Here is a 14,852-nt window from a genome sequence, read left to right as displayed (position 1 = left end):
TTGAAGGCAACGGGAATCACAGCACCTTTCGCGTAACCCAATACCCAACGGTGCAGGCAATGCAGGTGGCCAAGGTGCCCCAGGCCATGTCCATCAACGCCAGCTGTGCCGACCATCCGGTCAATGTCGCCCAATTACTCAAGTCATAGGTGCCGTAAGCCACCAGCCCCAACAACGCGCCCAGCGCCGAGGCTCGTCGCCAGGTCTTTGCCGGCAACACTACGAACACCAAACAACCGAATACATAAAGGAGATAGAACACCGCTGCCGGGGCCAGCAGCGGTTGGTCGAGCATCAGCGGACCGAGCAGCGCGCGATAGGTCGGCGCCATGAGCACGCCGAGCCAGAGGCCGTCGAGCACGAGAAACGCCAACAAGGTGCTGACGTAAGCCAAGAGAGCTTTTTTCATCGCAGTCCAACCCCGTGTGATTGACCTACATGGGGCCGGCGCGCGGTCAGCTTAGTTCAATGCGATCCGCATGAATGACGATCTGGCCGTTCTTGTACAGCGCACCGATGGCCTTCTTGAAGTTGCCTTTGCTGACACCAAACAGGCTGGTAATCACCGCCGGATCGCTCTTGTCGCTGACCGGCAGGGTGCCGTTGTTTTCACGCAACTTGGCGAGGATCTTCGAGTTGAGGCTGGTGGCGGCCTCTTCGCCCACTGGTTGCAGGCTCAGGCTGATCTTGCCGTCGGTACGGACTTCTTTGATAAAGCCTTTCTCTTCCTTGCCGGCGCGCATGAACTTGAAGATTTCGTTCTTGTGGATCAGGCCCCAGTGCTTGTTGTTGATGATTGCCTTGAAACCCATATCGGTCGCTTCGGCCACCAGCAAATCAACTTCCTGGCCCGGGGTGTAACTGGCCGGGGTCTTGTCGAGGTAACGATCCAGGCGCGCCGTCGCGGTGATGCGGCGGGTGTGCTTGTCGAGGTAGACGTGCACCACGACATATTCGCCGGCGGTCATCTGGCGCTTTTCTTCGGAGTACGGCAGCAGCAGGTCCTTTGGCAGGCCCCAATCCAGGAAAACACCGATGCTGTTGACTTCAACAACTTTCAAACTGGCGAATTCACCGACCTGAACTTTCGGCTTTTCGGTAGTTGCGATGAGTTTGTCATCGCTGTCCAGATAAACAAAAACGTTGAGCCAGTCTTCATCTTCGCTGGGAATATCTTTGGGAATATAACGATTAGGCAGGAGGATTTCGCCGTCCGCGCCACCGTCAAGATATAAACCGAAGTTAGTGTGTTTAACCACTTGCAAACTGTTGTAGCGCCCGACTAAAGCCATTTCCAATACCCTCATTGCGTGGGCGGCATTCTACCCGGTTTTGCGGGCGTCGTTCCCGTGGCCAGCCCAGTGACACCAGAATTTCTTCTGAAGGCCTTAATTTTCCTGGGTTTTGCCTAAGGCGTTTGGCCGCTCGTCAGGCCAATTGGGCGCCAGCCACCCCTGCCAGCCCCTCGGAAAACCGTATTTTTCTATGGCCGTTCTTAGTTAAAACAGCAGCTTAGGATCGTATTTCGGATAATAACTTTGGATTAATGACTCCCCTACGATGTGTATTTTGAGGGGATATTTGCCAAGCAATTGTCAAGTATTTCCTGTACGATGCCTGGCCAAGTTAATTTTCTACAGGTTAATGGCCGCCATGCGTGTAAAAGCATCCAACAGCAAAGCAAAGCCAGCTCCAGCCGTTGAAACCAGCGAATCGATCAACAACCAGATTGCTGCGTTCCTCAAGTCCGGCGGCGAGATCCAGCAAATTGCCAAAGGCGTCAGCGGCCAGACGTTCGGCCCGTCCAAGCAGATCACTTTGGGCAAGAAGTAACACTCCCCCAAAGATCCGCTGCGTCACCTGGTCCGTAAGCGCTTTGAGCTTCGAAGCGCTTGGGCTGGAACCCCCTCGCCACACCCCGCCAAACACATCAATATTTCAAAAATCGACGAACGGCCTTCAATGCCGAGCATTCGCCGGTATGCTTGCACACGTCTAGATCAAGCGTTTCAGTAGGTTTTTGTTCCTGCTCCTCGCGGTCATGGAGTGACGCATGCTCAAACCCTCCCATTTATTGCTCGGCACCCTGCTGTCGTGTTCGGTCGCCAACGCGCAAATCTTCCAGCGTGAATTGGGCGACTTCGACCTCAAACTCGGCACCACCCCCAGCCGCAGCATGGCCCAGGGGCTGGTCAAGCCTTCCAGCACCGGCTCGTTCCACGGCGGCCTCGACCTGAGCCACGACAGCGGTTTTTATGTGGGGCAATGGGCGCCGAGCATGGGTTTATCCCCTGGGGCCAACCTTGAAGTCGATTCCTACCTGGGCTTTAAACAGCCTTTCGATAATACCCTCGGGTACGAAGTCGGCTTGATCCGCTACAGCTATCCGAAAGTGGACACTCTCGACAGCCAGGAGCTGTTCGGTGGCCTGACCTTTCTCGGCAGCCGTTTCGGCGCAGCCTTCAGCAATGACCCGGACAAACAGAACAGCACCGTGTTCGCGGACCTGGGTGGCAATCAGCCGTTCGGCATCGGGATCAGCATGAAATACACCACCCATCAGCTCAACACGCCGGCGTCTGTCGACGGCGGGTATATCGGCAGCTTCACCGATTGGTCCGTGCAACTCTCCCGCCCCTTCATGGGCGTCGATCTGGACCTGATCTACAGCGACTCAAGCCTCAGCGGCAGCGACTGCTCCGCCTATTCCGGGCACAACAGCCAGTGCGACGGGCTGGTCACTATCAGGGCGGAGCGCGCCTTTTATTGATCGGCTGAACTGCCGGGCACATTCTGCGTTCACATAAGAATCCCCCTCACGAAGCCAGGCTTTCGCAAGGATTCGCCCATGTCGCGCTGGTTGAAGTATCTCGCCGTCATCATCACCCTCAGCCTCGCTCTTGGCGCCTGTAGCCGCGTGGGCCTGGCCTACCGCAACCTCGACGTGATCATTCCGTGGACGCTCAGCGACTACCTGGACATGAATGGCGAACAGAAAGGCTGGTTCAACGAGCGCCTCGGGGAACACTTGAGCTGGCACTGCACCACGCAATTGCCGGGCTATCTCGACTGGCTGGACCGCTTGCAGAGCATGGTCGAGACCAATCAGGTCTCCGACGCCGCACTGCAGACCCGCACTCAGGAAGCCAAAGCCGCCATCGCCCAGACCGCCCGAGAAATCACGCCCTCGGCCATCGAGCTGTTGCAGGGGCTGGATGACAAGCAAGTCGCGGAAATGAACGACGCCTTCGACAAGGATCAGCGCAAACGCCAGGAGGATTACGTTAAACCGTCTCTCGATCAGCAGATCAAGCAGCGCGGCGCGCGCATGGAAAAGCGCCTGAACGACTGGCTTGGACCGCTCAGCCCGACCCAGCGACAACGGGTGGTGACATGGTCAAACGCCTTGGGTGACCAGAACACGCAATGGATCGCCAACCGTGTCCATTGGCAGAAGCAGTTCAGTGCGGCCGTTGCGCAACGCCAGAGTCCGGAATTCCCACAGCGTATTGAGACACTTCTGGTGAATCGCGAGAGTTTGTGGACGCCGGCTTACCGTCAGGCCTACGCCAATACCGAAGCGCAGGCACGAAGCTTGTTTGTGGATTTGATGGCTGAGAGTACGCCGGTACAGCGCCAGCGCTTATTGAAGAAAATTGAAGGGGTTCGCAAGGACTTCAACGATCTGAAATGCCTGAAAGCAGCGCAACAAGGCTAAAACACAACACAAATCCAATGTGGGAGCGGGCTTGCTCGCTCCCACATTGGTTATGGGTGGTCTTCAGGCGATCTGCGCCTTCGACGCCACCTCATCAAACGTCAGCTCATCCAGTGCATCTTCCTGCTCATCCAATACCTGCCGCGGATGATCATTACCCGGAATGCTGCTGTCGATCAGGCTCAACAAACTCGAGCCCCGCGGCGTCAAAATGTAATTGGAGCCGGTGCCGCCCTGCTCTTCAGGCCTAGGCTCGATATAACCGCGCTCCAGCAGTAATTTTTCGTACTCGCCGGCCACAGCCTTGAGGTGATCGAGGTTTTCAGTCGCTTCGCCTTCCGACGCTTTCTCCGCAGCGTACTGCTCGGCATACGGGCGCGGCGTGAAACTGGACTCACCGTGTTGCACTTCGTGCAGCAAGCGTTCAATCAAATCCCAGTTGTAAGTTGTCATCCTGATTCAACCTCCAAAGCCTGTGAGTGAGATGGCCTTCTTAAGTTGTGACCGGCACCGCGCGCAGCCGTTCAGCCGAGTTTTTTGCGGCTGCCGACCGACGGCATGTCGAATTGGACGCAGGCCAAACGACTAGGCTGTGTAAGTCACCTCCCAGCATTGCGAAGGAGAAAACCTGATGAACGTTCAGAATCATCCCGTCGTGTCCCGCGATGAATGGCTCGCCGCCCGCAAACAACACCTGGCCCACGAAAAAGCCTTCACCAAAGAACGGGACAAGCTCAGTGCCGAACGCCGCGCCTTGCCCTGGGTGAAAATCGATAAGGATTACCACTTCCAGGGCCCCCAAGGCGAACTGAAACTCGCCGACCTGTTCGGCGGCCGCAGCCAGTTGGTCATCTACCACTTCATGTTCGCCGCGGGATGGGACGAAGGCTGCCCCGGCTGCTCGTTCCTGTCCGACCACATCGACGGCGCCAACCAGCATCTGGCTCACCATGACGTCGCCGTGGTCGCGGTTTCCCACGCACCGTTCGCCGAATTCCAGGCCTTTAAACGGCGCATGGGCTGGAAATTTGACTGGGTGTCATCAGAAGGCTGCGATTTCAACTACGACTTCGGCGTCTCCGCCCGAGCCGAAGACGTCGCCGCTGGCAAAGCCACCTACAACTACGAAAGATCCGACGGAGCGGAAGAAGAACTCCCCGGCCTCAGCGTGTTTTATCGCAATGAAGCCGGCGAAATCTTTCACACCTATTCCACTTATGCCCGTGGTCTCGACCTGCTGGTCGGCGCCTACAACTACCTCGACCTGACGCCCAAGGGCCGTAACGAAGAGGAAATCATGGAATGGGTGCAGCACCACGACAAATACGAAGACAAGACGTCATCCAGCTGCTGCCATGGGGGATAGTGAGCGCTAGAACACATAACAACTTTCAGGCCGCGATGTCTCGAACCGCCACGACCGGATCACACCATCGGCCGTGGTGTACACCGAGTAACTGCAGTCGAATAGCCAGTTGAAGTAGTAGCGATTTCCGTCGCCCTCGACCACTCGCTGATAGCGGTGTTCGTGATTGTTCGGGGACCACAACATGACCCGACAGCGAACATCGCAAGGGGTGTTTTCGAGGTCGGGTATTGGTTGTCCTACCAGGCGGTTGGCGCTATCGACCCATGCTGAACGAGAGGGTCCGCAGGCTGATAGCGAGAGGGCCAGCAGTATTAACGCTAATTTTGGAAACATGTCCGATCCTTGGGTATAGAGGGGGTAAAAAAAGGAGCAGGTTCACTGAGCAGGCACTGGATAGGGGAAAGATTTACTCTTCTAGTCTTAGCACCAGTTCCAAACAAATAAATCCCTTTTCGAAGATCAGAGCCATTAAATAAAACACATGGAAACGGACACCCGGCGCAGTCGCTGCTGTTCACCGGTGCTGCGCTGGCCGTCGTTGCTGCGAGACAACCCGGCACGCCAGGGCTTTTGCGGGGTGTTCTTAACCAGCACTTCGCTGCCGCCGACGTTCTTGCCCGGCGCCAATTCCATCTGTGCCTGATTCGATGGCAAACGGTTGAGCTGATCGACCAGTTGCTCGATCTCCCGCAGGTTGACCAGTTCGCCAGTCTTGCCGGGAAAAGCCATGGCCAGTTCACGGTCCGACAGCTTACTGCCGTCGGCACCTTTCAACCCTTCGAGCCTGCCTTCGACCACCAACACCTTCAAATGCCCGCCAGACAAATCCTGCTGCGGCAAGTAGGCGCGGCTGGTGACCAGGCCTTCTTCGATGTAGTGATCGGTGATGACTTTCAGCACTTCGTTGAGCTGGGTTACGCCCAGGCATTGGCCGATGTAAGGCTTGAGCAGACGGTTTTTCTCGCGCTCGGAAAGACTGTCGGCACCGTTGAGTTCGATGTCCTTGATGGGGAAGCAACGGGTGTCGGCGGGCGCTGTCGGTGCGACGGGTTTGACTTCTTTGCCGGGTAATTCCTTGAGCTCTTCGAGACGCCGACGTTGCTCTTCGAGCAAGCGGTCCTGACGTTCACGAATGAGGTCGGTTTCCCCTGGAGTGGGGGCGGCATGAGCAAGATGTAGCGGAGAAAGGCACAGCAAAGCCAGGCACAACCTCGCCACGAGGGCGGGTGGGTACATATTTCGATCCCTCGAATGGAGACTGATAGCACAATAGTGGCGCGATACTAGAGTGCCATCATTTTGACGTCAATTCTTAGATCCAGAGGAGATAAAAAGTCGACGAACGGTAATGTCTACCCGACTAAAGGATGATGAGTGAACTTTCATAGCCCAACAGCCTCAACCGTTTAACCGCCCGAAACGGAACCGAGGCTCACAATGAAAACCCTGCTGAAACTCACCCTCGTCACCACTCTCGCCTGTGCCCTCCCCGCTTGGGCCTGCACTCCTGAAGAAGCCACAGCCAAGCGTGAACAACTGGCCAAGGAAGTGACCAGGCTCACGGAACAGAATCCGAAGAAAGCCAAAGAGATCAACGATGAGTTACAGAAGATGGATTTAGGCACCGCCAGCGCGGATCTGCCCGATAAATGCCAGCTGATTGATCAGCGCCTGAAAGAGCTGAAGACGGCAGATAAAAAGGCCGAGAGCTGAAACCGGGATTGCAGCCTTCGGTCATTGCTACGCAAGAATGACGGTTCCTCCGGCGCTGCAAAAGGCACCATCCTTTCGAGCTGGAATTTGCACTAGTGCATTTATTTATTTGCACAAATGCATAAATCTACCTAAGGTTACCTCGAGCCCGGATCGGAGCCAGCCATCAACCATGGCAAACCGCACACGCCGATCGCTCAGCCACACCGCTACAGACCCACAAGCTGGACGCTTGTTTTCACTCATGGAGGATTGAAAAAATGTTAACCACTGAAGCAACGCAATTCACCGGCGAAACTCTGCCAAGGTGCCTGACCGGTCATCTGCTCAACCCGCAACTGTCCGATGTCGAATCGGCCGCCCCCCTCAATGCACAGGCTGCTGCCAGCCTCAACTTCACCATGCAGCCACAAACCCAGACCAACTGGTGCTGGGCGGCGGTTTCCGCCTCGGTCGGCAACTATTACGGCACCGGGTCCTGGACCCAATGCGGCGTGGCCACCACCGCGCTGGACCGCAACTGCTGCAATCAACCGGGGCCGTGCAACGTGTATGGCTATCTGGATACAGCCCTGAGGATCACCCGCAGTTTCAACGGCATGAACCAGGGTTCGCTGCAGATGTCGGCCATCCAGAATCAGATCAACATGGGCCGACCGATCGGTTTGCGCTGTGCCTGGTACGGTGGCGGTGCGCACTTCCTGACGATCTATGGCACCAACGGCAACTACGTGCTGGTCGCAGACTCGATCTACGGCTACTCGACCCGAGCGTTGAACTCCTTCCCCGGTTCTTACAACGGCGGCGGCAACTGGACCAACACTTACTTCACCGTTAAAAACTAGGAGGGCGACATCATGCAACTGACTTATCCAAAGGCGCCTTCCAACGGCGTGCAGACCTTGCGTCCGGCGCTGCAAGCCGCCCTGCAAACCCAAGGCTTCGGCGTCAATCGCCAGTTTGCCAACGCCACGCCCGGCAACATCAGCCTGAGCGAGGCCTACCGTGGTTACTCGATCAGCCTGGAGGACGTGAGCCAAGGCAAAGGCCTGAAAGACGCCAAAGTCGGCGATTGGCATTACCTGGTGTTTTCCAATGGCGTGACGATTGCCGATGCGCAATTGGCCGACGTCCGCGGCCATGTCGAGTTCGCCTCGCTGAACCACGGGGCCATGGCGGCCGCGACGGTCGGGGCGTTGAAACTGGCGGAACAGTCGCCGCAACTACAGGGTAAAACAGTGGAACTGCGGGTGTTGTTTGTTTCGGCGCTGCACCTTGTGGCGATCTGGCTGCATGCAGGCGATAGCGACGTGCTGATCCCGATTGAGCCGACGCCAAAGGAACTGGCGTTCACTCAGCTGTACAGCGAGGCCGCGCTGCTCGCTTTACTCAAACCGAAGGCTGATCAAGCCAAGCAACGCTTTGATGCGGACACCCGTGGGCTGTTAGGGAGCTGACAAACGCTGGACGTAAAAAAACCCGGACACTGTCCGGGTTTAATGAGATGGTCAGCCTGACCGAGAAGCCCTGCAGGTTTACGCTTGCAGGGCTTTTCTCGTTTTCGGCGGAGGATCTCTCATGAACACGATGACGCTTCTCGGTATCGACATTGGCAAACACAGTTTCCACCTACATGGCCAGGACGCCAAAGGTCATCAGGTATTGCGCAAGAAAACCAACCGCGGCCAATTGCTCAGCACATTGGCCCAGTTACCGGCCTGCACGGTGGTGATGGAGTCGTGCGGTGGCGCCCACTGGCTGGCTCGACAGATCGGTGCATTGGGCCACGAGGTGAAGCTGATCGCCCCGCAGCACGTCAAACCGTTCGTCAAAGGCAACAAAAACGACTTCATTGATGCCGAAGCGATTTGCGAGGCGGCGAGCCGCCCCGCGATGCGCTTCTGCTCGATCAAAACCGCAGAGCAACAAACGCTTTCAGCCCTGCATCGTGTCCGTAAATCTTTGATTGGCCAGCGAACCGTCGCGACCAACCAGATTCATGGCTTTCTGCTGGAGTTCGGGATCAGCCTGCCTATAGGTGCCGCTGCGTTGCACCGCGTGCCGGCGCTGTTGGACGACCCGCAGCACCCGGTTCCGTTGCGCCTAAAGGGCGTAGTGATGCGTCTCCATCATCAAATTCAACAGCTGAATGATGAAATCAAGGACATCGAGTCCGATCTGAAGCAACAGTTGAAAGAAGACGATGCCGGGAGTCGTTTGCAGAGTATTCCTGGCATCGGTCCCATCACCGCCAGTGCGGTATTGGCCGATGTAGGCGATGCGTCGAACTATCGAAGTGGACGCGATTTTGCCGCTTCGCTAGGGCTGGTGCCGAGGCAATATTCGACGGGCGGAAAGACAGTGCTTCTGGGGATCAGCAAGCGAGGCGACAAGCACATCCGCCAACTGCTGGTGCAGGGCGCGCGATCCATCATGCAGCATATCGATAAGCGGGAAGACGCCATTGGGCCTTGGGTTCGGGAGCTTCTGACGCGTCGACACTCCAATGTCGTCGCGTGCGCGCTGGCGAACAAACTGGCGCGAATCGTGTGGGCGGTACTGGCCAAAGGCGGCCAGTACGACCCACATCCGAACGCTTGAACGTACAGCTTTACTACCGGCTTTTGCGACGTCACTGACTGATGACAGTAAACGGCAAACGGCCCGACTGAGAACCTGGCAATAAAATCAGCTTTAGAGGCTGAGGGTTTTTTCAGGACAGTCGGGAGCGGCTACTCATCGAGGGCCGAGCGTTGTTGCAGCAACGCTCACAATGAGCCCGGATACATTAGCGCAAGCCAGCTTTACCGAAAACAGCCCATGAGGTTGCAGGAGATGGGCTGACCATACATTTTATTGAAAAGCTACAGCTATTGGCGATCAGTCAGGCACGACACTAACCCTGTGGCGAGGGGGCTTGCCCCCGTTGGACTGCGCAGCAGTCCCTTCTTTCCAGAGAGCATGGGGGCCGCTTCGCGACCCAACGGGGGCAAGCCCCCTCGCCACAAAAGCCCCTAGCCACAGGTTTTGTGCTCGCCGTACCTTAACTGACTGACAGCGGTTTATTCAGCAGCCGGCGCTTCCGGCTTGCGGCGCTTGAGCGGCGCCATGCCGTCCTTGCTGACCAGCGACAAAGCGTCGGTCTTCGGGCGGTTGGCGATCTTGCGCTTGGTCGGTGCCTTGGCGCCGGTTTTCTTCTTGTCGCCCTTGGCGTCGACCTTTTTCTTCTTCACGCCAACGGCTTTGCCCGAGGCCTTGACCTTTTTCGGTCCGCCGTAGGTGCCTTTGACTTCCTTGATGGTGCGGCGCTCGAAGCTTTGCTTGAGGTAGCGCTCGACGCTCGACATCAGGTTCCAGTCGCCGTGGCAGATCAGCGAGATGGCCAGGCCATCGTTGCCGGCGCGGCCGGTGCGACCGATGCGGTGAACGTATTCGTCGCCGCTGCGCGGCATGTCGAAGTTGATCACCAGGTCCAGGCCTTCCACGTCGAGGCCGCGAGCTGCGACGTCGGTGGCGACGAGGATTTTCACGCCGCCCTGCTTCAGGCGGTCGATGGCCAGCTTGCGGTCTTTCTGGTCTTTGTCACCGTGCAGCACGAACGCTTTGTATTCCTGCGCCACCAGACGACCGTAGATGCGGTCAGCCATGGCCCGGGTATTGGTGAACACGATGGCCTTCTGATAGGTCTCGTTGGCCAGCAGCCAGTTCACGATCTGTTCTTTGTGCTGGTTATGGTCAGCGGTGATGATCTGCTGACGGGTGGTCGCGTTCAGATCGCTGACGTTGTTCAGCTGCAAGTGTTCTGGATTGTTCAGGACCTTGGCGACCATCTCGCGCAAGCCCGACCCACCGGTGGTGGCCGAGAACAGCATGGTCTGCTGACGGTTGGTGCATTCTTCGACCAGACGCTGGACGTCTTCGGCAAAGCCCATGTCGAGCATGCGGTCGGCTTCGTCGAGGACAAGCACTTCAACTTCTTTCAAGTCGAGGTTGCCGGCGTTCAGTTGCTCGATCATCCGGCCCGGCGTACCGATCAGGATGTCTGGCACCTTGCGCAGCATGGCGGCCTGGACCTTGAAGTCTTCACCGCCGGTGATCAGACCGGACTTGATGAAGGTGAACTGAGCGAAACGCTCGACTTCCTTGATGGTCTGCTGGGCCAGCTCGCGAGTCGGCAGCAGGATCAGGGTCTTGATGCTGACGCGGACTTTGGCCGGGCCGATCAGACGGTTGAGGATCGGCAAAACGAATGCAGCGGTTTTGCCGCTACCGGTTTGCGCTGTCACCCGCAGGTCACGCCCTTGGAGCGCCAGCGGAATAGCCGCTGCTTGCACAGGCGTTGGCTCGACAAATTTCAGCTCGGCCACGGCTTTGAGCAGGCGTTCGTGCAGGGCGAATTGGGAAAACACGGGTGCTACCTCGAAGAAATACAAAAAAACAGCTGCATAGGGTAACGGTTTCGAGCGCCGAGGCCGAGTTTCTTTATGCAAACGGCGGTAAACAGTGGCTTTTTTGTTGCCTGATTTGTCTCAAAACGTCATGCAAAGCGTCTTAGATGCTCTAATCGCCCCGTCGCGTCCTACAGAAGAACCGTTTTCGCCCATGGATATCAAACAGCTCTGGCTCAACATCCAAGACCTCTGGGGTGCCCTCGATCAGCACCCGCTCCTGCATTCCACCCTGGCGCTGATGCTGCTGCTGGTAGTGGCGCTGGTCCTCGGACGAGTGGCGCGCTACCTCATTATTCACGCGACCAAAATGCTCGGTCGCCAACCGGCCCTGCACTGGATCAACGACTTTCGGCACAACAAGGTCTTTCATCGCCTGGCGCAAATGACGCCGTCGCTGGTGATCCAGTTCGGGCTGTACCTGGTGCCGGAGCTGAGCAAGACCAGCCTGATATTCCTCGGCAACGTCGCACTGGCGTTCACCATCCTGTTCCTGGTGCTGTCGGTCAGCGCCCTGCTCAGTGCCCTGCTGGACATCTACGCGCGCACCGAACACGCCCGCACTCGCTCGATCAAAGGCTACGTGCAGCTGGCGAAAATGGTCTTGTACGTGTTTGGCGCGATCATCATCGTCGCCACGCTGATCGACCGTTCGCCGCTGTTGCTGCTGTCGGGTCTGGGTGCCATGTCGGCGGTTATTCTGTTGGTCTACAAGGACACGCTGCTGTCGTTCGTCGCCAGCGTGCAGCTGACCAGCAACGACATGCTGCGGGTCGGTGACTGGATCGAGATGCTGCAAGTCGGTGCCGACGGTGACGTTGTCGACATCACGCTGCACACGGTGAAGGTGCAGAATTTCGACAAGACCATCGTCTCGATACCGACCTGGCGCCTGATGTCCGAATCGTTCAAGAACTGGCGAGGCATGCAGCAGTCCGGCGGACGGCGGATCAAGCGCAGCCTGTTCATTGATGCCAGCGGCGTGCGATTCATCCGCGATGACGAAGAGTTGAAATTGTCGCAGGTGCATTTGCTGACCGATTACATCAGCCGCAAACAGGCCGAACTCAAGGCCTGGAACGAGGCTCAGGGCAACGTCGCGGCGATGTCGGCCAACCGGCGGCGGATGACCAACATCGGGACGTTCCGCGCCTATGCGTTGGCGTATCTGAAGAGTCACCCGGAGGTCCAGCCGAACATGACCTGCATGGTCCGCCAGATGCAAACCACCGCGCAGGGCATTCCGCTGGAGATCTACTGCTTCACCCGCACCACCGCGTGGGCGGATTACGAGCGGATTCAGGGGGATATTTTTGATTACTTGCTGGCAGTGTTGCCGGAGTTCGGGTTGAGTCTGTATCAGCAGCCGAGTGGCGGGGATTTGCGCTCGGGGCTGCTCCCTGCCGTGCTCGGCGCAAGCCACATTCCCGAGCCTGAAAAGCACATCATGTAGCACCACATCCCCCTGTAGGAGCGAGGCTTGCCCGCGAAGGCGGTGTATCAGCCTACATTAATGTTGATTGACACACCGTCTTCGCGGGCAAGCCTCGCTCCTACAAGGTACGGATTGCGGTGGGTCTGATGCCCAACCGACTGATCCACACCGCCATCAAAATCACCGATCCACCAAACAACAACCGCCCCAGCTCTTCATGCTGATTCCAGATCAGCAGATTGATCAGCAACCCCACCGGTACATGCAGGTTGTTCATCACCGCCAGCGTCCCGCCATTCACCAGGCAGGCGCCCTTGTTCCACCAGTACAATCCCAACGCGGTCGAGACCAGGCCGAGGAACACCAGCACGCCCCACTGCAACGGTGCTTCGGGCAGGAAATTCTGTTTCCCGAACATCAGGAACGCCGGCAATGCCACCGCCAGCGCGCCCAGGTAGAAGTAGCCAAAGCGCCGGTAGTGCGGCAGATCGCTCGGATGACGCGCCACCAGATGCTTATAAAGCACTTGCCCGGCGGCGTAGGTGAAGTTGGCCAGTTGCAGCAGCAGGAAGCCCATGAAGAAATCCGGATTGATCCGGTCGTAACGGATCACCGCCGCGCCGAGCACCGCCACCAGTGCCGCCACCAGCGCCCACGGATTGAAGCGTCGGTTCAGGGCATCTTCGATCAGCGTTACGTGCAGCGGCGTGAGGATGGTGAACAGCAACACTTCCGGCACCGTCAGCACCCGGAAGCTCAGGTACAGGCAGACGTAAGTCACGCCGAACTGCAACGCGCCGATCAGCAGCATGCCGCGCATGAACGCCGGCTCGACCGAACGCCAGCGCGTCAGCGGAATAAACACCAGACCCGCCAGCAGCACACGCACCAGCACCGCGAAGTAACTGTCGACATGGCCGGCCAGGTATTCGCCGATCAGACTGAAGGAAAACGCCTGGATCAGCGTGACAAAAAGTAGATAGCCCATGCTCGCCTCGTTTCGAATGGCGGCGACGATAGCGGGTTTTGCCCTTCACCGCGACAGCCGGCCACACACAGATCCCCTGTGGGACCGAGCCTTTGTGGCGAGGGGATTTATCCCCGTCCGGCTGCGAAGCAGTCGTAAACAATTGTTTGCGGTGTACCTGACACACCGGGTATTCCGATTTTGGGGCCGCTTCGCAGCCCTACGGGGATAAATCCCCTCACCACAAAAGCTCGCTCCAGCAGGGACTGTGTGCCGATCCAATAAATCCCAGGCAAAAAAAAGCCCGATCTCGCTAAAGCGTTCAATCGGGCGACAGCACTCAGGAGCAACAAGTGCAAAGGGAGGTTCGATGCGCGTAAAGCCTTGAAGGGGTTGCGCCAGGCCACTTGAACATCAAGGGATTATCTGGCGATTAAAGCCTCAAGCCACTTGGGAAAGCTTGGCGTTGGCCTGGTTCAGGCCCTTCTCCTGGAAGTCACCGCCCAGGTTCATGCCTTCGGCATGAATAAACGTCACGTCGTGGATCCCGATGAAGCCCATGACCTGACGCAGGTACGGTTCCTGGTGATCGGCCGTGCTGCCGGCGTAGATCCCGCCGCGAGCAGTCAGCACGTAGGCGCGCTTGCCGCTGAGCAAACCTTGCGGGCCGGTCTCGGTGTACTTGAACGTCACGCCCGCACGCAGCACATGGTCGAGCCAGGCTTTGAGGGTGCTGGGAATGGCAAAGTTGTACATCGGCGCGGCCATGACCAGCACATCGGCGGCCAGCAGTTCGTCGGTCAACTGGTTGGAGCGTTCCAGGGAGACCTGTTCGATATCGCTGCGCTGTTCGGCAGGTTTCATCCAGCCGCCCAGCAGATTGATGTCCAGATGCGGAACCGGGTTGACGGCGAGGTCACGCACGGTGATCTGGTCGTTCGGGTGCGCGGCTTTCCACTGGCTGATGAAGGTCTGGGTCAACTGACGGGAAACCGAGTCTTGCTGACGGGCGCTGCTTTCGATGATCAGAACGCGTGACATGGGTTGTAGGCTCCATCTGAGAATGCTGTAAGGCGATGGAGTGAAGGTTAAACAGAGTCATATCGATGAAAAAGCGCAAATAACTGCTACAACCCATCAATAAATTCGTTTATAAGCTGAGCATGCCCCGTGGGAGCGAGCCTGTTGCTCCCACAGAGTTG

Annotated in this window: 15 protein-coding genes and 1 pseudogene; 9 read left to right on the top strand and 7 right to left on the bottom strand. The window is 57.6% G+C overall.

What is annotated here, in order from left to right:
• Positions 1-16: 16 nt before the first annotated feature.
• Positions 17-409, bottom strand: a complete 393-nt coding sequence (locus ACA060_RS07320; RefSeq protein ID WP_497316334.1) for a DUF2177 family protein — start codon at positions 407-409, stop codon at positions 17-19.
• Positions 410-455: 46 nt separating this feature from the next.
• Entirely contained in the window at positions 456-1,292 is an 837-nt protein-coding gene (locus ACA060_RS07315) for a CvfB family protein (protein WP_109628502.1), read from the bottom strand.
• A gap of 352 nt (positions 1,293-1,644) precedes the next feature.
• Between ACA060_RS07315 and ACA060_RS07310 the strand changes: the two genes are divergently transcribed.
• The 3 genes from ACA060_RS07310 (at position 1,645) to ACA060_RS07300 (ending at position 3,718) form a co-directional block, all read left to right on the top strand.
• Entirely contained in the window at positions 1,645-1,833 is a 189-nt protein-coding gene (locus ACA060_RS07310) for a PFL_1563 family small protein (protein WP_017337097.1), read from the top strand.
• Positions 1,834-2,053: 220 nt separating this feature from the next.
• Entirely contained in the window at positions 2,054-2,770 is a 717-nt protein-coding gene (locus ACA060_RS07305) for a TorF family putative porin (protein WP_109628501.1), read from the top strand.
• Positions 2,771-2,848: 78 nt separating this feature from the next.
• Positions 2,849-3,718 (top strand): DUF6279 family lipoprotein, encoded by an 870-nt coding sequence (locus tag ACA060_RS07300; RefSeq protein WP_109628500.1) that lies wholly within the window; start codon positions 2,849-2,851, stop codon positions 3,716-3,718.
• Positions 3,719-3,781: 63 nt separating this feature from the next.
• Here the strand turns inward: ACA060_RS07300 and ACA060_RS07295 are convergent, their stop codons facing one another.
• Positions 3,782-4,171: a transcriptional regulator gene (locus ACA060_RS07295; protein WP_109628499.1), complete on the bottom strand. Its 390-nt coding sequence runs from the start codon at positions 4,169-4,171 to the stop codon at positions 3,782-3,784.
• 178 nt (positions 4,172-4,349) lie between these two features.
• On the opposite strand from ACA060_RS07295, the gene ACA060_RS07290 reads away from it, so the two are divergent.
• On the top strand, positions 4,350-5,084 hold the full coding sequence (locus ACA060_RS07290; protein ID WP_497316331.1) for a DUF899 domain-containing protein: 735 nt from the start codon (positions 4,350-4,352) through the stop codon (positions 5,082-5,084).
• Between the two features lie 510 nt (positions 5,085-5,594).
• Here ACA060_RS07290 and ACA060_RS07285 read toward each other — a convergent pair.
• Positions 5,595-6,323: pseudogene (locus tag ACA060_RS07285) on the bottom strand (ShlB/FhaC/HecB family hemolysin secretion/activation protein); the annotation flags it as partial.
• A 201-nt stretch (positions 6,324-6,524) separates the two neighbouring features.
• Here ACA060_RS07285 and ACA060_RS07280 point away from each other — a divergent pair.
• The 4 genes from ACA060_RS07280 (at position 6,525) to ACA060_RS07265 (ending at position 9,401) form a co-directional block, all read left to right on the top strand.
• Positions 6,525-6,800 (top strand): hypothetical protein, encoded by a 276-nt coding sequence (locus ACA060_RS07280; protein ID WP_497316329.1) that lies wholly within the window; start codon positions 6,525-6,527, stop codon positions 6,798-6,800.
• A 260-nt stretch (positions 6,801-7,060) separates the two neighbouring features.
• The gene (locus ACA060_RS07275; protein WP_497316327.1) at positions 7,061-7,645 is read left to right on the top strand and encodes a papain-like cysteine protease family protein; all 585 of its coding nucleotides are present in this window, start codon (positions 7,061-7,063) and stop codon (positions 7,643-7,645) included.
• A gap of 12 nt (positions 7,646-7,657) precedes the next feature.
• Positions 7,658-8,257 (top strand): hypothetical protein, encoded by a 600-nt coding sequence (locus ACA060_RS07270; protein ID WP_497316325.1) that lies wholly within the window; start codon positions 7,658-7,660, stop codon positions 8,255-8,257.
• A 121-nt stretch (positions 8,258-8,378) separates the two neighbouring features.
• On the top strand, positions 8,379-9,401 hold the full coding sequence (locus ACA060_RS07265) for an IS110 family RNA-guided transposase (RefSeq protein WP_497312317.1): 1,023 nt from the start codon (positions 8,379-8,381) through the stop codon (positions 9,399-9,401).
• Between the two features lie 461 nt (positions 9,402-9,862).
• Here ACA060_RS07265 and ACA060_RS07260 read toward each other — a convergent pair whose 3' ends face one another.
• Positions 9,863-11,209, bottom strand: a complete 1,347-nt coding sequence (locus ACA060_RS07260; RefSeq protein WP_008153197.1) for a DEAD/DEAH box helicase — start codon at positions 11,207-11,209, stop codon at positions 9,863-9,865.
• 193 nt (positions 11,210-11,402) lie between these two features.
• Here ACA060_RS07260 and ACA060_RS07255 point away from each other — a divergent pair, with 193 nt between their 5' ends.
• The gene (locus ACA060_RS07255) at positions 11,403-12,701 is read left to right on the top strand and encodes a mechanosensitive ion channel family protein (RefSeq protein WP_497316323.1); all 1,299 of its coding nucleotides are present in this window, start codon (positions 11,403-11,405) and stop codon (positions 12,699-12,701) included.
• Between the two features lie 100 nt (positions 12,702-12,801).
• Here ACA060_RS07255 and ACA060_RS07250 read toward each other — a convergent pair whose 3' ends face one another.
• Entirely contained in the window at positions 12,802-13,671 is an 870-nt protein-coding gene (locus ACA060_RS07250) for a carboxylate/amino acid/amine transporter (protein WP_497316321.1), read from the bottom strand.
• 420 nt (positions 13,672-14,091) lie between these two features.
• Positions 14,092-14,691: an FMN-dependent NADH-azoreductase gene (locus ACA060_RS07245; protein WP_102594234.1), complete on the bottom strand. Its 600-nt coding sequence runs from the start codon at positions 14,689-14,691 to the stop codon at positions 14,092-14,094.
• Positions 14,692-14,852 lie beyond the last annotated feature (161 nt).

Source organism: Pseudomonas sp. LBUM1671 (assembly GCF_059695685.1).
Note: the sequence above shows the minus strand (reverse complement) of the source record. Positions and strands in the feature narration are given on the sequence as shown.